Source organism: Neobacillus bataviensis LMG 21833, from assembly GCF_000307875.1.
Lineage (GTDB): Bacteria > Bacillota > Bacilli > Bacillales > Cytobacillaceae > Neobacillus > Neobacillus bataviensis.
The window spans coordinates 18768-39965 of sequence record NZ_AJLS01000043.1 but is presented as its reverse complement, the minus strand read 5'-3'; the positions used below and the strand labels follow the sequence as shown (position 1 = coordinate 39965).

Here is a 21198-nt window from a genome sequence, read left to right as displayed (position 1 = left end):
AATTCCTATTTGTTGAAAATGTAATAAAACAAGTTTTTGTACCATTTTTAAAAACTTCCATGAGGGATCAATCGTCTAAGAAATAGCAAGGAGGGACAGAAGTGGAAGAATTAACAGCAGAATTGTTAGAAACTGAAGATAAGGAAGCACTTATCGATGAAATTATGACCAGCTATGGGCAGGAGATCTTGCAGCTTGTTTATTCTTATGTGAAAAATAAAGGGCTTGCTGAGGATCTGACCCAGGATATTTTTATCAAATGTTATAAATCTCTTCATACATATAGCGGTAAATCGAAGCTACGGACGTGGCTATGGCGGATTGCCATTAACCATTGCAAGGACTACTTGAAGAGCTGGTATAACAGGAACGTCGTCACGACGGATGAAGAACCGGCAAACAGTCAAACGAAAAAGGAAATGGTTGAGCAGGTCGTGATTCAAAAAGAAGAGGATGATCAATTGATTGCGGCGATTATGAATCTTCCAATTAAGTATCGGGAAGTAATTTATCTCTTTTATTATGAGGAATTGCCGATAAGGGAAATCGCTGTTCTTACAGATTCGGGTGATAACACAGTGAAAACGAGATTGAAACGGGCGAAAGAACTTTTGAAAGAACGATTGGAGGCATAAGGCATGGAGGATCGTTTAAAAAATTTAAAAAAATCGATGGATCGAACTACTTTTGCGCAGTTGAATTTTACCGAAAAGCATCGAAAAGACATTCGTGAAAAAATTAACAAACAGGACGAAAATGAAGAGGATATCTTATTCGCTGTCATGCAGCTTCTTGTCCAAGAAAAAACCGGCTTCGAATTGGCAAAACTTTTGCGTGGACGAGGAGTCCGAAAATTTGAGGATAACGAAGGATTTCTCTATATTCTCCTTCATCGGCTGGAACAGAATCAATGCATCCAAGCAGCTTGGAACGAATCGGAAGCTAAATATTACCGATTAACAGATAAAGGAAGGAAAATCTTGCAAAAAGCGGCCAAGAAGCAGACGAAAAACCGCTTTGCTTTTCATGAATTACTTGAGGGGTGAGATCAAAGTGGCAAATAAAAAGTATATTTTTTTACATGAGGTCACAGAACAAATTAAATCAAAGGAAGCAAAGAAATATGTTTCTGATGAATTAGGTTATCATTTACAGGAAGCAAAGAATCTCTGGATGGATAAGGGTTTGACCGAAGCAGAAGCCGAAGAAAAGGCAATTGAACAAATGGGTAGCCCCAGCAAGTTAGGAAAACAGATGAATAAGCTTCACAAGCCAAAGGTGGATTGGTTCATGATCCTCCTATTGGCATCGACTTTAGGACTCGGGTTTTTACCGATGATTGCGCTTGGATACATAGACGAGAGACATTTTTCCGTCAGTAAGACCATTATGGTAATATTCGGCGGTGGTGCCGCAATAGGAATCATGTTTCTTGATTATCGCAAATGGAAATCAAAGGGATGGTTGTTTTATTCCATAGGGGTTCTCTTTTTGCTCGCCATCATGTTTTTTTCTAATTCGATGATTAATGGGGTACCGATGATTAGGATCCCGTCCATTATTACATTAGAAAGCTCAATGTCTCTGCCATTCTTTTTCCTTGCCTGGGCTTCATTTTTTACCATAGAGAAGCTTAAAATCTGGCAATTTGCTATTTTGTTTTTCGTCCCAATCCTATTATTCTTAAACTTTCCACATAGTGTGATCATTTTTATGTACTCTGTTATGGTATTCGTGATGCTTTGGTGGAGTAAATTTAGCAGGAAAACAATGATGTCTATTTCGGGAATAACCTTTAGTTTAGTCCTGATTATTGGTTTTATTTCTTGGCAACTTCTTCAGACTTATCAATTAGTAAGAATTCTTGCCTTTTTAAACCCCAAAAAATATGCAAACGGGGCAGGATATCTACCATTACGAGTAAAAGAATTAATGTCAAAAGCGGGCTGGTTTGGACACCCAGGGAACAAGGAATTTATCCCGGAAGCTCATACTGATTTTGTTTTTGTAAGTTTAACCTATATTTACGGATGGCTTTTTGCGATTGCTCTGGTCATCATTCTTTCCCTCATTATGGTAAGATTTATTGTCATATCCAATAAGCTACATGATTCTTATGCTAAACTGCTTCTGATTGGTGCGATTGCCCTTTATGGGGTGCAACTGGCTTGTAACGTTGGAATGACCCTAGGAGTCTTTCCGCAAACTTCGATTGCATTGCCTTTTATAAGCTATGGGGTAATGCCGGTTTTGTTAAATTCCTTCTTAATAGGGATTGTGTTAAGTGTGTATCGAAGGAAAGATTTAATTTCAAACGGTTTTGTTTAAGTTTTTGGTTAAGCCAACTCAAATAGTTAACAAAAAACAGGACATCCGCCTATGCCTTTTCACGGTTTCAACATAGTCTAGACTGTAACCTATATAAAGGAGATGCTCACATGAACGATATGAGACAATTTAACACAGGCATGGGTATGGGTGGTTTTCCGGGAATGAGTGGATTTGGCAGCATGGGTACAGGTGGATTTCCAGGCATGGGCGGATACCCAGGCATGGGAGGTTTTGGCGGCATGGGTGGATACCCAGGATATGGATGGCATGGCGGCTGGGGAGGAGGATACCCTGGTCATGGATGGCATGGCGGCTGGGGTGGAGGTTACCCGGGTCATGGATGGCATGGCGGCTGGGGTGGAGGTTACCCAGGGCATGGTGGATATGGCGGCTGGGGAGGATACCCAGGCTATGGAGGAATGGGAGGATTCCCGGTTCATGGTGGATATGGCCACATGGGTTGAATACCCACCAACCTTTAGTCGAAAACAAAATTCAACTTTGTAAACGAAATTACTAATAAAAACAATAACCTAGTTTGGTATGCCCTGCTGTTTACAGAAAAAGCCTTGGTCTTTCAAGGCTTTTTCGCTTTCCTAAAAAAAATAACACCAATCATAAAGGAATAAAATGAAACGTACAGAATAGTAAATAATGATGCAAAAGTGCCATGGTGGATTCAACGATATGAGCAACAAATATGAGGGGGAATGAATATGTATCAAGCATTATTTATTCTATTGCTACTAACCTTCCTAATTTCAATCGTTCAAATCATGTTTAATAGAAGATGGACATTGATCTATACGGCTTTTGGGCATGACCAATATTTTGCTGTTGCTGCAAGGTTAAAACATGCTGGGGTTAAATATCAAACAAAATCCCCATTTAATTCAAGAATCGATGTTCGCTTTAAAGACAATACGCAGTATGATATCTATGTAAAAAAAGGACAAGAGCATCTTGCTCAGTCAGCGATTCATGGGAATTATTATACCTAATTAAAACAGGGGGAAAATAAAATGCATATTCAAAAAGCCACACTAAATGAACTTGATTCTTTAACGGAACTATTTGATTTGTACAGGCAGTTTTATGAACAAAAATCAGATATGGAAGGGGCAAGAAAGTTTTTACAAGAAAGAATTCTGAACGAAGAGTCTGTTGCTTTTATCGCTCTTGATGGATTGAATCCGCTTGGTTTTGTACAGCTTTATCCTTCATTTTCCAGTGTAAGTATGCAGCGTTCATGGGTATTAAATGATTTATTTGTGAAGGAAACAGCACGGGGAAAAGGTGTGGGAGAATCCTTAATGAAAATGGCGATCGAATTAGCCAAAGAAACAGGGGCAAAGGGACTTTTCCTAGAAACTGCCGCGGATAATACGACTGCACAAAGGCTTTATGAAAAAATCGGCTTCATTAAGGAGTCCCATTATTTTTATTATTTTTCTATATAAAAATTTATTAATGGGTTCGATCGCAAACATTAAAAATGTAGGTTAAAATGAGTACCAATTTGCATATGAAATTTTGAGATATAAATTTGAATCAAACTAGACATTTAGTTCAAGAAAAAACGAGGGAAAATAGATGAAAATACAACTTAGAGCTGATTTAATGCTGCTAATGATTACATTTTTTTGGGGTGGATCGATTTTACTTACTAAAATTGGTCTCGACTATCTGCAAGAATATAATTTAATCACATTACGATTCACTCTTGCATTTCTTTTATCAGGGATTGTATTTTACAAGCACTTAATTAAGACTGATTTTAAAACAGTAAAATATGCTTTTATATTATCGTTTATTTTGTTTATTGTTTATGTGTTTGCGACTTTCGGTACGAAGTATACATCCGTCTCGAATGCTGGTTTTTTATTTAGTCTCACGGTCATATTTATACCATTATTATCTTCTGTATTCTTAAAACAAACACCTGAAAAAAAAGTTGTTTTCGGAATTGTTTTATCAATAGTAGGAGTAGGTCTATTAACCTTACATGACCAATTTAAGATAGGTTTTGGTGATCTTTTTTGTATTCTATGTGCTTTATTCTATGCAGTTCATATCATGATTACAGGAGCAGTGGCTAAGCAAGTAAATGCCATTTCTCTTGGAGTTTTACAACTTGGTTTTGTTGGACTGTTTAGTATTATTTTCTCTATTTTTATGGAAAAACCAAAACTTCCCGACAATTATGAGTCATGGTTTGCAATCTTGGCATTAAGTATATTTTGTACGGGAATTGCTTTCATTGTTCAAATCATTGCCCAGCAACATACCAGTCCAACTCATGCAGGTCTCATTTTTACATTAGAACCTGTTTTCTCCTCTATGTTTGCTTTCATTTTCACGGGCGAAACTCTTACATCTAGAGGTTATTTAGGCGCAATACTCTTATTAATAAGTGTTCTAATTGCTGAACTAGATTTTAAAAGTTTGTTAAAACGAAATTATAAGAAGTATATGGAATAGATATTTTGTGAAGGTACGTAGATTGCCATGCTCTACCATCGGAGGCTTTACTTTAACAGGTGCTGGTTTTGGGGGATATTCAAGTAACGGAGTAGATTAGTTGAGGAGTCGTTGTAAGTATCAATTGCAATGATTCTATTAGTTGTAGTTTTATTTTTGGTAGATAAATCTATTTTAGGAGTCAGATATCTAGGAGTTATCCCTTTTGTTTGTTTCGTGTTAGTAATTAATTACATTAGTAAATTAGAAAAAAGCTGGAATTGATAAAAAAGTAAAAGTAATTGGCTGGATTTGTTTTTTTGTGACTGCAATTATAGGATTATTGCTAATCCTTGCGTTTCCTGAAATTTTTAATACATTGGTTAATGAGGATTTTGAGTTTCAACCATATATGATGTTGTTTTTAGGTTTAACGATGTTGGTAATGGGATTAAGAGAGTTTCAAAAGGGACAAAAAGATTATGGCTGGCTAAGTATAGTTGTATTTATATTTATTTTATTTGTATCATTCAAAAGTTTCTTATTGAAGTAACAGGTAGCATTAATCCAAGAAGGATTAGCGCTTCTTTCTGTTGAACTATTGAAGTAACGGGACAGTTTAATGAAAAAATAATAAAATAAGGGGTTGATAAGCCTTGATAATTTATGCAGAAGCCCTACGTACAATTTCCATAGTGATACTTATTTTTAGTTCTTCCTTCTATCTCCGGCATTTGGTAAAAACCAAAAAACAAAGGAAACTTTCAGCCTTTGAATTTACAATGTATACAACCATTCAGATAGCATATCTCTTCTTTGCAATTAGTTTATTAATTTCTATATTCGGTAAGTGATTGGAAAGGGTAGATGAGATTGTGAATCGTTCTACTTAAACGGGCTTTAGTTGAATAAGAACTGATAAAAATAATTAAGAATGGCTTCTTCTAAATAATTCTAAATCAAATTATTATGGTTTATAATACAGCTATTATAAACTTTATTAAGGGGAATTTTATGGGGCTAATTACAGGTAAGGTAATAATAATATCTCTATTTTTATTGATCGTCACAATGATTGAAACATTAGCTTATTCAACTAGGATCTCAGGAGCAAGGGTAAAATTAATTGCCACTGCCTTATCATTGTTTAGTACACTGGTAATTGTTTCAAGGTTTTCTACAATGATACAACAACCGCTTACAGCAAAACTTATCGCAGAAGCCCCTGATTTAAACAAACTTCATTACATCGAGGAACAATATAGGATTTTAATCGGAGTAACCTCAATAGGAGTGTTGTTGGGGATACTGCTTTTTCCGACGTTCATAAATATCTTTTCAAGAGCCATTATTCAACTTTCTAATCAACGTGGATCAATAATTGCACTGTTTGTTAATCAATTCAATCGAAATGGCATCAGAAAAATAGTAATGTGTTTTAGGCTTCCTAGATTTTCTTATCTAAAGGGGATTACGTTAAAAACCATTCCTAAGCGACTCTTTGTGATTAATGTTATCATTTCTGCTGTATTTACCATCGGGGTACTATCTTCCATTTATGCATCTATGATAGTTCCTAAAGATTTCGCTCAGGCTGCCTTAATGTCATCAGGAATTATAAATGGTATAGCGACTATTTTATTGACCTTGTTTATTGACCCTAAAGCTTCCGTATTAGCGGATAGAGTTATGAAAAAACAAACTGATTATATTTACTTAAAAAGCTACTCTTTGACAATGATTAGTTCAAAATTTTTGGGTACAATCGTGGCTCAACTTCTACTGATTCCTGCGGCATATTATGTAGCTTGGTTTGCTAAGTGGATTTAATGTGTTTGTTCAACTATAGGGTGAGAAAATTTAACAAGCAACGCTTAGAAGCGTTGCTTTGTTACGTTAAAAATATTTTCTATAATATTCTTGTCTAAGGTTAACCTTTCCAGCTTGCCTTCGATTGTACATTGCATCAAAATTATAAACTTTCTTCTATTACACCTTGTAAAATATAGTCGTTTATATTTTCCCCATCTACCCAATTTTGGAAATTTATATCTAAGACTTGACTACTCTGAGCAATAGTAGTTAGAATCCTCGAATCATTGTAGGAGTACGAAAATGTATGAAGAGTTCCAAACAAATTGTTATAGTCCGTAAAAAAAACTGGAGAATGTATGCTTTTAAAATTATCAAACATTTGTCTATGAGTATAATTTTTATCTTTGAGACTTAATAGATAGTCATTACGGAGGATTGAACCTTCGATAGATATTCTGTTTTTGTTTTTGATCATATCGTCCTGAAAGTGATTTACACAAGACATAAACGATTGGCCATTCCTTACAATGACTTTTTCGGGGCTAGCTTCTACTTCAGCAATATTTCCTGTTTTATCCCCAAGCGAGAAATTATAACAAGCGGAATGTGGTATTTTTTTTAGCATATAAATTGCATCATCAATAGATGAACACTTATCCAAAACCATCCGTATCGCAGTCCACGGAGATATACCTATTGCATAATCACTATTACTTACAAAGTGCAATCCTAATACTAACCCTTCTTCATTGACACCATCGTGCCTTCCCAATATTTGAAGATTATATCCTGCTGACGCAAAAGATGTTTCAGGTTGAATTAAACTAAAAACCTTATCATATAAAACAGGGGAAAAATCGTAATTTCTAACGTAGTAATCTTTTGTAATTACTGCCGAACACCCCATAGCTTCTGTCTTTGGTACATCATACCCACTAAACAAAGATGCTGCCTTGTTAGGTGAAATCTCTAATCCTTGGGCTAAACCATCTAGCTCACAAAGTAAATGAGGAGCAAAATCTGAATAAATAGATTCCATATCCTTATAATCTATTTCTGGTTTTGTTATTGATTCTAACATTTTTAAAATTGGTTTATTTTTGATAAATTGTCCCATCTTAACCCCAATATTAAAAGAGTTATCTCTTATTTGGTGCACGCTCACTGAAAATTTCGACATAAAAAGCCCCCTTATCTATTCCCCTTTTATATAATAAATTTCCACAGTATATAATTACTACCTTATTCCAGAATCCTGCCCTTTAACGGAACGATCAGTTCCATTAACTATCCTTATTTTACCATAATTCAGACTACCAAATTAAAAGGTTTGGGATTTTTGACTTTTAAATTGGCAGTGAAATCGACACTAACTTTGGCGAACTTTTTAGTGTGGATAATAACTGTTGTCCAAAACAGTTATTGTGTCAATTGGTCTGCTACTTAAATAGTAAATTTATAAAAAAACTTGATATTACAAGAAAATGACCTACGCCAATTTATAGGTCATATCTTATGTCATTTATGTTAAAAGCACCCCAAAACGGAACCCGTTAACTTTCTATAGCATCCTTTTATTACGATTTTAACTGGGAAAGGGTGTCTTGGTCACAAATAACGAATAGCTGTGCATTATCAGGGATGTTGTCGTCTAGTTTTTGGTTGATGTGAAGGTCGGCGCGATCAGCAACAAGTGTTGCTCCTTTGTTCAACAGATCCACAAAGGCATCGCGGTAGGTTTGCCATTCCGGTTGTTTTGGAATTTCAAACATGGTTTCCCCATACTGTGTGCTCATTAGCTCGGAATACATATGGGTGACACCTGGTGAGAACAGAGACCTGACAGCTGCATGGGAGATCATTTTCTGAGTTGGAATAAATTCATCCACCTTTACGTGTTTGAATAAAGGAATATGGCATTGATTAATCACCTCTGCTGTAACATGAATATCTTTATTATATTTTTCTTCTAAAGTCGTGATGGCGGTAGCGATTAATAAGGTTTTACCGTCGACAAGGAGTGGATCCTTTGTGGCATAATTGTCCTGTGTTATTTGATCGGCAAAAATAATCACGCCTTTTGCTTTAGGCAAATTGGCATTTAAGAGGATATCTTCATTTGTTGCATCTCCATGAACAAATTGGAGCCGCTCGTTGATTAACGGAGCTTTTTCCATTACATCAATGAGGACAACATCTACTTTTTTATCAGATTTTAAAATTTCATCAATCGCTAATCTTGATTTGGCATTCCAGCCTATTAAAATGATATGATTTTTTCCTGTGTATTTCATTTTTCCTCCGATTTTCAATTTATCCATAAAATAGACAGAATCAATGATTTTTCCGATAAAGACACTTACAAGAGCAATACCTGTGATGTAAAGTATGATGGTAAATACTTTTCCGGTATCGGTCACAGGAGCATAGTCTCCAAAACCCACGGTTGCGAGGGCGGTAAGTACCCAGTATAAAGAAGTTATAAAGGACTCAAACGTTCCAGGCTCAATCCAATAAATCGTAAAAGCAGCTAGAATGATGTATAAAATGAAAAAAGGAAAAAAGATTTGATTCCGGAGTTTCACTAGGAAATAGAGCCATTTTTTCAAAAGCATTCCCACGGATGATTGTTCCTGCCTTTCAGTGTTTTGAATAACCTTATAGTTCCCAAATGGTACCAAAAAATGAATGAATTGTTTCAAAACAAAGGAAAACCCCGTTTCCGTTTAGAAATGGGGTTTAGTTTCATTATTTTGATAAAAGTTCATCCAAATGTTCGATGATTTCTTTACGATTCCCTGAGATTCGATCTTCTCTAATTTTATCCTTTGTCAATTTTTCCAAAGATTTAGCCAATACTACCTGTTCCATTGCTTGTGGAATGACCACAACGCCGTCAGCGTCACCGACAATGATATCACCTGGTTGAACTGCCATTCCACCGCAAGAAATCGGGATATTGATTTCTCCAACTCCGGCTTTGCCACTTGCTGCAACCGCCGTTCCTTTGCAGAAGACCGGGAAGTTCAATGCCTTGATACCGACAATATCTCGAATGACCCCATCGACAACTAAACCGCCGATTCCGAGTGTTTGCGCCATTCCGACGACAAAATCGCCGGCGATGGCCCGGTATTGATCACCTTTTGCATCGACTACTAAAATATCACCTGGATTCGCCACACGAATGGCTTTTAAGACGGCGAGATTGTCGCCTACTGGTATTTTGACCGTAAATGCTCTCCCCGCAAGAGTGTATTCTTCTTTTAATGGTTTAATAGATGGCGACAGGTTATTTAATCCATCCATTGCATCTGAAATACATGTTGTAGGTACTACACTAAATTCCTTCACAAGCGGATCCATATATGTATATTCTCCTTTCAAGGTTCTTTTTGTCATTATAGAGTGAATTTTTAAAAAAACAAAGCAGGGGACTCTAATGAATGAAGTCCCCTGGGAATCAAAGTATGCTATTTTTCGTGATCCAGCTGTCACTGACGTCAGAATCATAAATGGCTGAAATAGGGATCATAATGGGAACAAAATCACCGTTTTGTTCCCCATATCCTTGATTTCGCTTATAAGAAACAAAATGATCCATTAACTGGTTCGGCCCCATATTCAATATGGAACCGTGGTCAAAGGCATTCACTTTTAGCCCGCCAAGATTGACAATCATCGGTGAAAAAATCAATTGGATTCCCCCTTATAATGAATCCCTATTCTTTAAACAATACTGTTTTTCGCAGTATTGCTGTCAGTTATGTCAGGGTCAACTACCCATGAAATGGGGATATTAACGGGTGATAAATCACCATTTTGTTCCCCAACTCCCTGGTTCCTCTTATAGGATACAAACTGATCAATAAATTGATTAGGACCTAAATTAATAAAGGCAGAGTTATCCACCGAATTAACTTTAAATCCCAAGAAATTGATGGCCATCGGTGCGATATTCAACAAAATCACTCCTATGCACTTTTTAATTTTTTTTTGGAAAAATAGGTGTATTTTTAAAGGGTATTTTTTATTGATAGTGAATCGATTTGATCATCATCGAATGTAATCCCAATTGGAGAAACCAATGCAGAAAAATCAGCAATTTGTTGTCCAAAACCTTGATTCTTTTTGGCGTGGACATTTTTTCTACTTTGTAAATTTGATCCAATGGAAACAGTACTTTTATGTTCACAGCTGTTAATTTTTAGATTGCCAATATTGACGACTGTGGGAATAAAAAACATCTTTTTCTCCTTTCTTCGTCCCGTTTCGTATAACCACTGTGTATTTTTATACTATATTCTTTAAAAATGATAATAAGACCATATTGTTGTAGTGGAGCATTGTGTGCTTTTCTACAAAAAAAAGAAAGTGGTGGAAGCCACTTTCGAAAGAAGGAAAACTTTTATGGGTTAGTACAGCATATGTTTTAGCTTGTACGGGCATGTAGTGAACATGTCCATTTTGCAAAAATTTTTAATAAAAGGGCGCTAACAAATTTTTTGTATAAGCTCAATCGTATTATTTTTTGGTGAGTTAACAAGTGGAGACACTTCGTATGTCTCCATTAAATTATCGTCATAGGGGATAAGCAAAGATTCTAATTTATGGTTTTCTGATAGGCCTGGATCAAGCCAAGTGCTTTCATCTTCCGGTTTCAATATTACGGGCATGCGGTCGTGGATCGTTTTCATTAATTCATTTGGACCAGTTGTGATAACAGAACAGGTATAAAGAGTTTTTCCATCAGGGGATTTCCAGCCCTCCCAGATACCAGCCATGGCAAATAATTCGTCCGATTTGAGTTTTATCCGCATCGGGGTTTTCCTTTGATCCTCATGGCGTTTCCATTCATAGAAGCTATCTGCAATCACTAGGCACCGTTTCTTTTTAAAGGCATGTCGAAAGCTCGGCTTTTCTGAAATGGTTTCGGCCCTGGCATTTATCATTTTGTTTCCCATTGACATATCCTTTGCCCACGGGGGTATTAGACCCCATTTCAAAAATCCCATCCGGTTCCGCGTACCGTCATTAATAACTGCTAAAACAGCCTGTGAGGGGGCAATATTAAAGCTTGGAGCATACAGTTCTTCTTCCATAAAGGCTTGAATATCGAATCGATCAATAATTTCTTCGATTGTTGCTGTTAGTGTGAATCGCCCACACATACACTTCACCTCAGTTTTTAATGTGCTCTCCGTGCAAAGTCGACAAATCGAAACTTATCCGGACGGTGCCGTGATTCTGTGTATTGGAAAAGGGTGGCGTCATCTAAATATACATAGTTTTTAATGACGACCACATTATGGAAGCCTTCGAGATCCATTAGGATGCGGTCTTCGGTTGTAGGCTCTTCCACGACAATTTCTTTTTTAGCAAAACTAATCGTTAGGTTTAAATCATTTTCAAGATATTGATAAATCGAATCTGCGCAAATTTCTTCTGTTAGGGAAGGGACGAATTTGTGACACACAAAATCTTTATCTAATATAATCTTTTCGCCGCCCATTTCCCGCGTTCGGACAACCTTCCAGACGAGATCCTTACTCCCAAGCTGAAGCTGCTGCCGGATAAATCCATCAGGCTTGATTAACGATAATTCGTTGACGACCGTTTTTGGCTTCATGCCCATTTTACTCGCCAGTTCTTTAAAACTGACTAATCCGGAAACAGGAAAATCAAATTTACTAATGTCGATGACAATCGAACCTTTTCCTCTAACTTTTTGAATATAGCCATTTTGTGAGAGCAAATTTAACGCTTTTCGAATGGTTTCCCGCGATGTGTCATATTGATCCTTTAACTCATTTTCAGAGGGGAGTAGCGTTTGGGGCGGGATTTCTCCGCTTTTAATTTGCTCGACAATACTGTTATATATTGTTAGGTACTTGTTTGTCATACAGACATCTCCGTTCATTTTTTCAAGTGGTACACTATGGACTCATACGGCCGCAGAATAATTTCACTACCTAGGGGGGCAGAATCCTTATAGTTAGAGAGTAACATTTCGCTAGTATAGCCATCAAGGTTTAAATGAGCAGGGAGGATAAATGACTTCTCCTTGCCATAAAAATTATTGATGATTAGTAATTTTTCCGATTCGGTTGTTCTTATAAAGGCAAAAATATTTTCATCATTATCTAGAATAAGCTCGAAATCACCATCAGTCATGACAGCAACACTTTTTCTTAATTGATTTAACTTTTGATAGTGATAGAAAATAGAATCTGGATCCTCTATGGATTTTTCCGCATTCACTTCTTTATAATTTGCTGCCGTTTGAATCCAAGGGGTTCCAGACGTGAAGCCCGCGTTTTCACCAGCATTCCACTGGACAGGCGTTCTTGAATTGTCCCGAGATTTTTGATTAAGAATTTCAATAATAGCTTGTTCGTCAAGACCTTCCTGTTGTTTGATTTTAAAAATATTTAATGACTCAACATCGCGATATTCATCAATTGAATTGAATTTCGGATTTGTCATACCGAATTCTTCCCCTTGATAAATATAAGGGGTACCCTGCATCATGTGGAGGGCTGTAGCAAGCATTTTAGCCGATTCCTTATGGTACTTTCCATCATCGCCAAAACGGGATACAGCACGGGGCTGGTCATGGTTACACCAGAAGAGGGCATTCCAGCCGCCACCTTGATTCATTTCTACTTGCCATTTTGATAAAATATCTTTCAATGCCTGAAAATCAAAATCGGCCTTCGTCCATTTATCGCCATTTGGATAATCGACCTTCAAGTGGTGAAAACTGAACGTCATATTTAATTCTTCCTGTTCAGGGTTGGTATAACGAATGCAATTATCAATAGAAGTAGAAGACATTTCGCCAACCGTCATGATGTCATATTGCGAGAAGACCTTTTCGTTCATTTCATGTAAAAATTCATGAATTCGCGGCCCGTCTGTATAAAATTTGCGACCATCGCTGTCATCCTGAGGGAACTGTTGGTCTTTTGAAATTAAATTAATGACATCCAACCGGAAACCATCGACACCTTTTTTTAGCCAAAAATGCATCATTTCATATAAAGCTTCGCGTACCTGTTCATTTTCCCAATTTAAATCAGCTTGCGTCACATCGAACAAATGCAGATAATATTGTTCAGTTGTTTTATCGTACTCCCATGCAGATCCGCCGAATTTTGATTCCCAGTTAGTCGGCGGTTCGCCGTTTACGCCATCCTTCCATATATAGAAGTCACGGTAGGGGTTATCCTTGGAGGAAATCGCTTGTTTGAACCATTCATGTTCTGTAGAGGTATGGTTAATCACGATATCCATAATAATTTTTATACCACGTTTATGCGCTTCGGCTAAGAGACGGTCAAAGTCTTCCATCGTTCCATAGTCTTCATAAATTGTATAATAATCGCTTATATCATAGCCGTTATCTCGTTGTGGAGATTGATAGATTGGGGTGAGCCAGAGGACATCGATTCCCAGCTTTTTTAAATAGTCTAGTTTTTCAATTATACCTTGAAGGTCGCCAGTTCCGTTTCCGGTTGTATCATTGAAGCTTTTTGGATAGATTTGATAAACGACTGCTTTTTTCCACCAAGTTGTTGACATTTCAAGCACCTGCCTATATTTAATGAGTTTTTTTCATGTTGAAAAGGAGGGAGTTGGTCTCCCTCCTTCATGGAGTGTACATTTATTTTTTAAGGTTTAATTTTTTTACACCTGTTTTTGCAAAAATATTCGTTAAAATAAACGGAACTACAATCGCAATCACCATACAGAGTGCAAACATTGCCATATGTTTAGGCTGAATCGAAAGAATCCCCGGAATGCCGCCAACACCAATCGAGTTAGCCATAACGCCGCTTGCAACTGATACGACGCCTGCAATCATGGAACCAATCATCGCAGCTAGGAAAGGGAAGCCATATTTTAAGTTGATACCGAACATCGCAGGCTCAGTTACGCCTAGGTAACAAGAGATGGCTGCTGGGATTGATACTTGCTTTTCTTCTTCGTTTTTACGGTTGATAAAAATCATCGCAAGAACGGCAGAACCTTGTGCAATATTAGATAGAGCAATCATCGGCCATAGGTTTGTGCCCTTAAATTCATTCATCAATTGAAGGTCAATGGCATTTGTCATATGGTGTAAACCGGTAATAACTAGTGGAGCATAAGCGAATCCAAAGATGGCAGCGAATAACCAGCCAAATGCAGAAGTTAAGCTTGAATAAACCACATGTGAAATTCCTGAACCAATAGACCAGCCGATTGGGCCTAAAATAGTATGGGCAATTAATACCGTTGGAACTAATGCAAAAAACGGTACAACTATCATCGAGATAGAATTTGGCACGATTTTACGTAATCTTGTTTCCAAGAAACCTAAAACGATTCCAGCTAATATGGCAGGGATTACTTGTGCTTGATAGCCAATCATTTTAATGTGGGCAAATCCAAAATCCCACATTGGAATTTCTTTTGCATTTGCAACACCGTAAGCATTTAATAATTGCGGTGAAACTAGGGTAATACCAAGAACAATACCTAGAATTTGAGATGCGCCCATTTTCTTTGCGACTGACCAGGTAATACCGACAGGAAGGAAGTGGAAGATCGCTTCCCCAATCAGCCAAAGGAATGAGTGAACGCCAGCCCAGAACTGAGATACTTCAATGATGGTCTTGGTACCGTCATCTAATAATTTGATGTCGCCGATTACATTTCGGAAACCTAGGATTAAACCACCGACTACTAGAGCCGGAATTAATGGGGTGAAAATTTCAGCCAAGTGGCCCATCAATCGCTGTAGCCAGTTCTGATTTTGTTTGGCAGCTATCTTTGCTTCTTCTTTTGATGTGCCATCTACACCAGCAATTTTAACGAATTCATTGTAAAAACTAGAGACTTCATTTCCGATAATAACTTGAAATTGTCCGGCTTGTGTAAAGGTACCTTTAACAAGTTTAATGGATTCTATTTCTTTAATATCAGCTTTGGATGGATCATTTAAAACAAATCGCATCCTTGTTACACAATGGGTAACAGCTGCTATATTTTCTTTTCCGCCAATGTGATCTAGCAGTTCCTTTGAAGGATCTGTGTATTTGGTCATCTTTCTTTCCCCCTGTAAAATGGGATTGCTCCCGTTTTTTATCTACATTTTTATATACAGGCAATGTGCGCGTTTTCATCATCGTTGTTGCTTGTATATACAAGTTTTGTTTACGGTTTCAGTTTAACTTGTATATACATGTATGTCAACTAGGAAAGAGTTATTTTTTTCATTCCATATTTAGGTTGGTCCATATAGGATTTATTTATTAACGGTTTAAATGATATTGAGGGATATGGTATGAATATTGTTGATTTTAGCCCTAATTTTCTGGACAAAATAGATGGAAAGAAAGAGATACAATAAACATAGAACTAGTGTTCGGTAATCGTTGTTCTTTCAGCCTAGATCATTTCCTAAAGTGGTCAAAAGTAATGGAATTGGAGGCTTTGAAATGACAGAAAATCTTAAAGAAATGCTAAGAGAAGTACTAAAAGAAGAATTGACAGGGATTCGTTCGGATGTTGTAAATGTGCAACTTGAGGTTGGTGGATTAAAAAAAGAAGTAACTGAAATGGGGTCAAATGTAGGAAACTTACAAAAAGAAGTTACTGGACTATGCACTAGCATGAAAATATTCAAGGAGGAGTTAACAGAGGTTAAGACCCATGTTGCAGAACTGCACTTTGGCCAAGAGCGAATTGAACGGAAAATTGGCAGCATTCCATCGCAATTTGAACAACTTAAAAATTCTATTGATGAAGACATTAAACGGTTAACACGCATTCAAGAAAGACAGCAGCTAGTGATTGAAACCCTTTCGGCACGTTCCATCCAACAACAAACAGATATTAAAGAATTGAATTACACTAAAAAGTAGTCAAGGCTTAATATCCTAAAAGTTCTATGTCTTTTGAACGACTTTTATCCTTTACAGCATTAAACTGTTGAATGAATTTTTAGAAAATGGTAAAATAAACTTGTTTAAATTCTTCTGAGTTTAGACCTCCTAATTTTGAGAATTTAGCCTAGACCTCTAAGTTCTCGTTGAACCTTTGAAAATTATTCAAAGGTTCTTTTTTATACATAAGGAAAGGAGGCCGTTTTTGGTGGCCTTCTGTTCAAATCATTTACATGTATAGACCAGCCAGGAATATTCCTAGAGTTTTTTGATAGATTTCATCAAATTGTGATATTGGAAGGGGATTGACTCCTCTGCCAATCTCAACCGTGAATCCGGGTCGATGCCAATCCTGGATAAACCAGTCTTTATAGCCTGCATAGCTTTCGATCGTTTTGACTGGTTCGTAGCCGCTAACTCTGCTAAATTCTTTTACAATCACCTCAGACTCTGGAGGTTCGGCATTTTCAAAACCCCAGTAAATCACCTCACCCTGTGTATGGAAAGCCAAGACTCTCAAAAAGTCTCGCTTTTTTGTCAATTCAGCCATGGCGACAGCTTCAGGCTCTGATAAAGGTTTTTCTCCTCCGTAATCCCTAGGACCGGGCTTGTCAGGGTTCCTTGCTTTCTCTAATTCCCATCGTGCGGGAAATTGGTCATTGAGATCCACGCCTCTTATATTTGCTTTCCATCCAGAAAAATCCATGCTACCTTTATTGTATTCCACCACTTTCTTCTTCCATGGCTCATTGGCAGGTGATCCATGCAATACGAGATCGACTCCATCTGGATTTACCATTGGTACGATGGATAAAGTGCTTTGTTGGTAAAAGGGGGAGGTGGTAAGACCGCGGATAGGGTTTTGATTTGTCAGAGATAGTAAATAGTCATTTAAAAAGGTCATGATCACGGGTGTGGTAATCCATTCATTGGCATGAAATGAACCGTTGTAATGAACTTTTTTTCTACCATTTCCGATGAGGATTTCAGGAATGGTTTTTCCTAGAACCGTGTTGCCAATTGTAGGGACTTGTAAAAATGGGTATACACCTTGCAACCGTTTGATATCATTCATCATCATCTTGTAATCGTAGTTTTGACCGCCATTCACTAATCTCCAGGTAATCCGCAAAGGGATTTTGATTGTTTGGCCAATCTTTAGTTGATTTGGATCTATAGTTGGGTTAACTAAAAGGAGTGCTTCTATCGAAAGGTTGCGATTTTGAGCAAGTTTCCACATAGTGTCACCCTGACGAATTTGTTGCTCTTGAGCAACAAAACCAGGGATCCTAATCCGCTGACCAATTGAAAGACTGTTAGGTTGTATATCCCGATTTGAATCATTTATTAACTGTAAATTGATTTTAAACAACTGGCTGTAATGCCACAATGAATCCCCTTTCCTAACGAATATATCCATTTTGCTCCTCCTGATGAATAAAATAGTGTTATTAAAATGTATGCAAAATGGAATAAAATATTTGTTCTGATTCATATAGGCGCTGTTCTTATTCAAGGAATCTGTCTTTCCATTCTGGAGTTGGGAGCAGGCAGCTATCCTTTTTCCCAAACCATTTATAGCGGTTTTTAGCTATGACATCATATAGGTTGTCGCGAATGAATGGGGGAATGACCAAGAAAACTGTTGGCACTTTCCACAATCCGTATAATTGTTTAGATATACGTATAGCTGCGCCTGATTTTACATATGCCTTTCCATTCTCAATCAAAACAAAGCTACTAATAGTAGTCTTATGACCATGTTTTTTTAATAGCTCTTGACCAATTGCGCTTTGGAGGGAGGCAAATTTAAATTTTCCTACCGGATCTCTTTTGATAATAAATTGCACACTACTGTCGCAAAGATTACATTCACCATCAAATAAAATAATCCTTTCCACTGTATCACCTACTTATTATTTAAACACTATTATGATATGTTTGGATTAAGCATACCATAGTGGAAATAATTCAATAAAATGTGAAAGGCGGTAAATCGCATGTGGGAAAATAGTTTATCAAGGTTGTTAAAGATCAATTACCCCATCATTCAGGCACCAATGGCAGGAGGACCAACAACAACAGAGTTAGTGGCTGCCGTTTCAACTGAGGGTGGGCTTGGGATGATAGGAGCTGGATATTTAAGTCCTGACCAATTACGAAGTCAAATACAGGAAATACATAAGTTAACGGATAAGCCATTCGGGATCAATTTATTTGTTCCTAAACCATATACTGCAGATGGTAAGACACTGCGGTTGGCTGGTGATTTATTAAAACCAATTAGGGAAGAATTACAGGTCGGGGAAGACCTCCTTGTGCTGCCAACCTTCGAACAAGATGTCAAAACCTTCGAGGAACAATTAAAGATCATAATAGAAGAACAAATTTCAATTTGTTCCTTTACCTTCGGAATTCCTTCACCACAAGTTGTAACAAAACTTAAGGAAAATTCGATTGTTGTGATTGGGACCGCGACAACGGTAGAAGAAGCTATATTGAATGAAAAGGCAGGGATGGATGCCGTTGTTGTTCAAGGGGCAGAAGCGGGAGGTCATCGGGGGACATTTTACGGTCATGAAGATCGTGGCTTGATTGGATTAATGTCACTCATTCCTCAGGTTTTTGATGTGCTTGATATTCCGCTTATTGCAGCAGGAGGGATCATGGATGGCAGGGGAATCATGGCCGCCAAATGCCTCGGCGCTATAGGGGTACAAATGGGAACTGCCTTCCTTGTTTGTAAGGAAAGTGGAGCAAATGCCCTTCATAAAGAGGCCATCATGGAGGCAACAGAAGACCAGGTAGTATTAACAAGGGCGTTTTCTGGAAAAATGGCACGGGGCCTGAATAACGGCTTTATAGAAATAATGAGTCAAAAGGAAGAAGAACTTCCAGACTATCCGCTGCAAAACGAACTGACAAAAGCAATTAGAAAAAACGCTGCAGCAAAGGGAAGCACTGAGTATATGTCCCTTTGGTCAGGGCAGAGCCCAAGATTAGCAAAAAAATTAACCGTTCGCCAACTAATGAATAAGATTATTCTAGAAGCAGAAACATTACATTCAAAACTTTAAACAGCGGACACAAATGGTGCCTGACACCAAATTATGTATTTTCATTGTATTTATGTTATTTTAAAGTGGATTTGTCCATTTTTTCGTTTCGTAAATTTATATTTTGTTAATGTACTATAAAAGGGAGGGTTAAAGTGGAAAAGGTATTAAAAAAGACTCCCTATTTGTTATTTTTGTTGGTGATTCCTCTTTTAGCTGTTGTTTATCAATATTTAAATACCCGTTCACATAAGGCGGTTGATATTTCTACGTCAATCGATCAGGCTATTCCTTTTTTACCGATTTTTATTATTCCGTATATTCTTTGGTATGCGTATATGTTTTGTTATTTAATCTACTTTTGTTTTAAGGATACAAAGGTATATCTAAAAACATTGCTGTTAATTGTGATCGCTGAGCTTATTTGCTTTGTTATTTACTTCTTTTTCCAGACAACAGTCCCGAGGCCGGCGCTTGTCGGTGATCATTTTTTAAACAATCTTGTTCAGTGGATATACACAAATGATCGACCGTTGAATTGTTTTCCAAGTATACACGTGCTAACCACCTTTGCGATCATGTTAGCGTCACTACACATCAAGAATAAACATCTCTTACACACACTTTGTATCCACTTTTTGGGTTCCTGCATCATTATCTCAACACTTTTTGTCAAACAGCATGTGATCTTTGACATGATTGGATCCATGTTCCTCGTTACGTTTCTTTATGGAATCGCATTTGAACTACTTACCTTCCGTATGAAGGAAAAATCAGAAACGGTTTATGTGAAAGACAAATAGCTTTAGAGATTTCAAGAATCAACTAACTTAAAAAGAGTGTCGCCCGTGAGACACTCTTTTGAATAAAAAAGCTTGTTTAAAAATCAGTCATAAAATTAGGTCATATGAACAGTTTTGATATGTTGCAGGTTAATATAAATGGGGTCTTCTTTTGCGCCGATTAATTCTACAAAATTATTCTTAATTCCTTGGATTTTACCGATGACATTCTCATTTTCGCCGATATTAAAGACAATTAATTCTCCCAATAACTTTTCAATTTGGACTTCATACGAACGGGCAAATGTAATATTGCTTGGGTTCACCGGAAGATTTGCGTTACTTAGACCGTAAGGGCGCTGATTATTTGTGTACGGGATTAACCATTTTAAATGATTAAGGGAGATAAACATTGTTTTGTAAATAGGGGAGTAAAAGACAAAGTAGTTATTCATGATACTGATAATATATCCGTGCAATGCTTGGTTACTTGTGACATAAATTTCTGTAAAAATGCCCTTTGCCGATGTTAGGGTTTTCCGTAATGATGTTTCTTCATTATGATTATAAATCGGTGTTGGTTCATCGTTAAAAATAATCTCGGCGATTTCATCCTTTTTCAAAAGTTGCCAGTTTTGGCAATGAACCGTTGGAATATAAAGATAGTCGGTTCCATTGAAGACGACCCATATATCACTTCCAATATCAACTAACAACCCGCTAATGAACTTTTTACCCGATATTTCAAGTTTAATATATTTACCGATATTTTCCTTTACCTTCATTTACTCACATCCTTTCCATTGAGGTTATCCATTTACA

At 37.1% G+C, this 21198-nt stretch carries 25 protein-coding genes; 12 read left to right on the top strand and 13 right to left on the bottom strand.

Features of this window, described 5'->3' with window-relative positions; genetic code table 11:
- Positions 1-101 precede the first annotated feature (101 nt).
- From BABA_RS06755 to BABA_RS06710, 9 genes are all read left to right on the top strand, one after another.
- Positions 102-635, top strand: coding sequence for a sigma-70 family RNA polymerase sigma factor (locus tag BABA_RS06755; RefSeq protein ID WP_007084399.1), 534 nt, complete (start codon positions 102-104; stop codon positions 633-635).
- Positions 636-638: 3 nt separating this feature from the next.
- Complete coding sequence (locus BABA_RS06750) at positions 639-1046, top strand: PadR family transcriptional regulator (protein ID WP_007084398.1); 408 nt, start codon at positions 639-641, stop codon at positions 1044-1046.
- Between the two features lie 7 nt (positions 1047-1053).
- Complete coding sequence (locus BABA_RS06745) at positions 1054-2328, top strand: FtsW/RodA/SpoVE family cell cycle protein (RefSeq protein ID WP_007084397.1); 1275 nt, start codon at positions 1054-1056, stop codon at positions 2326-2328.
- Between the two features lie 110 nt (positions 2329-2438).
- The gene (locus BABA_RS06740) at positions 2439-2795 is read left to right on the top strand and encodes a hypothetical protein (protein WP_211214164.1); all 357 of its coding nucleotides are present in this window, start codon (positions 2439-2441) and stop codon (positions 2793-2795) included.
- A gap of 252 nt (positions 2796-3047) precedes the next feature.
- A complete protein-coding gene (locus BABA_RS06735) occupies positions 3048-3332 on the top strand; it encodes a hypothetical protein (protein WP_007084395.1) in 285 nt (94 codons plus the stop codon).
- Positions 3333-3353: 21 nt separating this feature from the next.
- Positions 3354-3791 carry a GNAT family N-acetyltransferase gene (locus BABA_RS06730; RefSeq protein ID WP_007084394.1) on the top strand — a complete coding sequence of 146 codons (438 nt, stop codon included), beginning with the start codon at positions 3354-3356 and terminating at the stop codon, positions 3789-3791.
- Positions 3792-3924: 133 nt separating this feature from the next.
- Positions 3925-4812 (top strand): DMT family transporter, encoded by an 888-nt coding sequence (locus BABA_RS06725; protein ID WP_007084393.1) that lies wholly within the window; start codon positions 3925-3927, stop codon positions 4810-4812.
- Between the two features lie 301 nt (positions 4813-5113).
- Positions 5114-5344, top strand: coding sequence for a YczI family protein (locus BABA_RS28000; protein ID WP_007084392.1), 231 nt, complete (start codon positions 5114-5116; stop codon positions 5342-5344).
- A 461-nt stretch (positions 5345-5805) separates the two neighbouring features.
- The gene (locus BABA_RS06710; RefSeq protein WP_007084390.1) at positions 5806-6621 is read left to right on the top strand and encodes a lipid II flippase Amj family protein; all 816 of its coding nucleotides are present in this window, start codon (positions 5806-5808) and stop codon (positions 6619-6621) included.
- 142 nt (positions 6622-6763) lie between these two features.
- Here the strand turns inward: BABA_RS06710 and BABA_RS06705 are convergent, their stop codons facing one another.
- The 10 genes from BABA_RS06705 to treP all read right to left on the bottom strand — a co-directional run bounded on the left by BABA_RS06705 (position 6764) and on the right by treP (position 15697).
- Positions 6764-7786: a C45 family autoproteolytic acyltransferase/hydrolase gene (locus tag BABA_RS06705; protein WP_007084389.1), complete on the bottom strand. Its 1023-nt coding sequence runs from the start codon at positions 7784-7786 to the stop codon at positions 6764-6766.
- Positions 7787-8183: 397 nt separating this feature from the next.
- On the bottom strand, positions 8184-9308 hold the full coding sequence (locus tag BABA_RS06700; RefSeq protein WP_007084388.1) for a potassium channel family protein: 1125 nt from the start codon (positions 9306-9308) through the stop codon (positions 8184-8186).
- Positions 9309-9354: 46 nt separating this feature from the next.
- Positions 9355-9972 carry an RraA family protein gene (locus tag BABA_RS06695; protein ID WP_007084387.1) on the bottom strand — a complete coding sequence of 206 codons (618 nt, stop codon included), beginning with the start codon at positions 9970-9972 and terminating at the stop codon, positions 9355-9357.
- 97 nt (positions 9973-10069) lie between these two features.
- A complete protein-coding gene (locus BABA_RS06690; RefSeq protein ID WP_007084386.1) occupies positions 10070-10303 on the bottom strand; it encodes a hypothetical protein in 234 nt (77 codons plus the stop codon).
- 32 nt (positions 10304-10335) lie between these two features.
- On the bottom strand, positions 10336-10578 hold the full coding sequence (locus tag BABA_RS06685; protein ID WP_420805983.1) for a hypothetical protein: 243 nt from the start codon (positions 10576-10578) through the stop codon (positions 10336-10338).
- Between the two features lie 44 nt (positions 10579-10622).
- Positions 10623-10853, bottom strand: a complete 231-nt coding sequence (locus BABA_RS06680) for a hypothetical protein (protein ID WP_007084384.1) — start codon at positions 10851-10853, stop codon at positions 10623-10625.
- 246 nt (positions 10854-11099) lie between these two features.
- A complete protein-coding gene (locus BABA_RS06675; RefSeq protein ID WP_007084383.1) occupies positions 11100-11777 on the bottom strand; it encodes an SOS response-associated peptidase in 678 nt (225 codons plus the stop codon).
- Positions 11778-11794: 17 nt separating this feature from the next.
- The gene (gene treR / locus BABA_RS06670) at positions 11795-12508 is read right to left on the bottom strand and encodes a trehalose operon repressor (protein ID WP_007084382.1); all 714 of its coding nucleotides are present in this window, start codon (positions 12506-12508) and stop codon (positions 11795-11797) included.
- Between the two features lie 14 nt (positions 12509-12522).
- A complete protein-coding gene (gene treC / locus BABA_RS06665) occupies positions 12523-14190 on the bottom strand; it encodes an alpha,alpha-phosphotrehalase (protein ID WP_007084381.1) in 1668 nt (555 codons plus the stop codon).
- A gap of 82 nt (positions 14191-14272) precedes the next feature.
- Complete coding sequence (gene treP, locus BABA_RS06660) at positions 14273-15697, bottom strand: PTS system trehalose-specific EIIBC component (RefSeq protein WP_007084380.1); 1425 nt, start codon at positions 15695-15697, stop codon at positions 14273-14275.
- Positions 15698-16091: 394 nt separating this feature from the next.
- Here treP and BABA_RS06655 point away from each other — a divergent pair, with 394 nt between their 5' ends.
- Complete coding sequence (locus BABA_RS06655) at positions 16092-16517, top strand: hypothetical protein (protein WP_007084379.1); 426 nt, start codon at positions 16092-16094, stop codon at positions 16515-16517.
- A 250-nt stretch (positions 16518-16767) separates the two neighbouring features.
- On the opposite strand, the gene BABA_RS06650 is transcribed toward BABA_RS06655, so the two are convergent.
- Entirely contained in the window at positions 16768-17958 is a 1191-nt protein-coding gene (locus BABA_RS06650; protein WP_007084378.1) for a M14 family metallopeptidase, read from the bottom strand.
- 88 nt (positions 17959-18046) lie between these two features.
- Positions 18047-18439 carry a thiol-disulfide oxidoreductase DCC family protein gene (locus BABA_RS06645; RefSeq protein WP_007084377.1) on the bottom strand — a complete coding sequence of 131 codons (393 nt, stop codon included), beginning with the start codon at positions 18437-18439 and terminating at the stop codon, positions 18047-18049.
- 99 nt (positions 18440-18538) lie between these two features.
- Between BABA_RS06645 and BABA_RS06640 the strand changes: the two genes are divergently transcribed.
- Entirely contained in the window at positions 18539-19615 is a 1077-nt protein-coding gene (locus BABA_RS06640) for an NAD(P)H-dependent flavin oxidoreductase (protein ID WP_007084376.1), read from the top strand.
- Between the two features lie 134 nt (positions 19616-19749).
- Positions 19750-20397: a phosphatase PAP2 family protein gene (locus BABA_RS06635; RefSeq protein ID WP_007084375.1), complete on the top strand. Its 648-nt coding sequence runs from the start codon at positions 19750-19752 to the stop codon at positions 20395-20397.
- Positions 20398-20492: 95 nt separating this feature from the next.
- On the opposite strand, the gene BABA_RS06630 is transcribed toward BABA_RS06635, so the two are convergent.
- A complete protein-coding gene (locus tag BABA_RS06630) occupies positions 20493-21161 on the bottom strand; it encodes a hypothetical protein (RefSeq protein WP_007084374.1) in 669 nt (222 codons plus the stop codon).
- Positions 21162-21198 lie beyond the last annotated feature (37 nt).

Excerpts from the sequence above, each read along its gene's own strand:
- BABA_RS06750 (WP_007084398.1), top strand. The coding sequence starts at position 639 with ATGGAGGATCGTTTAAAAAATTTAAAAAAATCGATGGATCGAACTACT.
- BABA_RS06740 (WP_211214164.1), top strand. The coding sequence starts at position 2,439 with ATGAACGATATGAGACAATTTAACACAGGCATGGGTATGGGTGGTTTT.
- BABA_RS06735 (WP_007084395.1), top strand. The coding sequence starts at position 3,048 with ATGTATCAAGCATTATTTATTCTATTGCTACTAACCTTCCTAATTTCA.
- BABA_RS06730 (WP_007084394.1), top strand. The coding sequence starts at position 3,354 with ATGCATATTCAAAAAGCCACACTAAATGAACTTGATTCTTTAACGGAA.
- BABA_RS06725 (WP_007084393.1), top strand. The coding sequence starts at position 3,925 with ATGAAAATACAACTTAGAGCTGATTTAATGCTGCTAATGATTACATTT.
- BABA_RS06710 (WP_007084390.1), top strand. The coding sequence starts at position 5,806 with ATGGGGCTAATTACAGGTAAGGTAATAATAATATCTCTATTTTTATTG.
- BABA_RS06705 (WP_007084389.1), bottom strand. The coding sequence starts at position 7,786 with ATGTCGAAATTTTCAGTGAGCGTGCACCAAATAAGAGATAACTCTTTT.
- BABA_RS06695 (WP_007084387.1), bottom strand. The coding sequence starts at position 9,972 with ATGGATCCGCTTGTGAAGGAATTTAGTGTAGTACCTACAACATGTATT.
- BABA_RS06680 (WP_007084384.1), bottom strand. The coding sequence starts at position 10,853 with ATGTTTTTTATTCCCACAGTCGTCAATATTGGCAATCTAAAAATTAAC.
- BABA_RS06675 (WP_007084383.1), bottom strand. The coding sequence starts at position 11,777 with ATGTGTGGGCGATTCACACTAACAGCAACAATCGAAGAAATTATTGAT.
- treR (WP_007084382.1), bottom strand. The coding sequence starts at position 12,508 with ATGACAAACAAGTACCTAACAATATATAACAGTATTGTCGAGCAAATT.
- treC (WP_007084381.1), bottom strand. The coding sequence starts at position 14,190 with ATGTCAACAACTTGGTGGAAAAAAGCAGTCGTTTATCAAATCTATCCA.
- treP (WP_007084380.1), bottom strand. The coding sequence starts at position 15,697 with ATGACCAAATACACAGATCCTTCAAAGGAACTGCTAGATCACATTGGC.
- BABA_RS06655 (WP_007084379.1), top strand. The coding sequence starts at position 16,092 with ATGACAGAAAATCTTAAAGAAATGCTAAGAGAAGTACTAAAAGAAGAA.
- BABA_RS06650 (WP_007084378.1), bottom strand. The coding sequence starts at position 17,958 with ATGGATATATTCGTTAGGAAAGGGGATTCATTGTGGCATTACAGCCAG.
- BABA_RS06640 (WP_007084376.1), top strand. The coding sequence starts at position 18,539 with ATGTGGGAAAATAGTTTATCAAGGTTGTTAAAGATCAATTACCCCATC.
- BABA_RS06630 (WP_007084374.1), bottom strand. The coding sequence starts at position 21,161 with ATGAAGGTAAAGGAAAATATCGGTAAATATATTAAACTTGAAATATCG.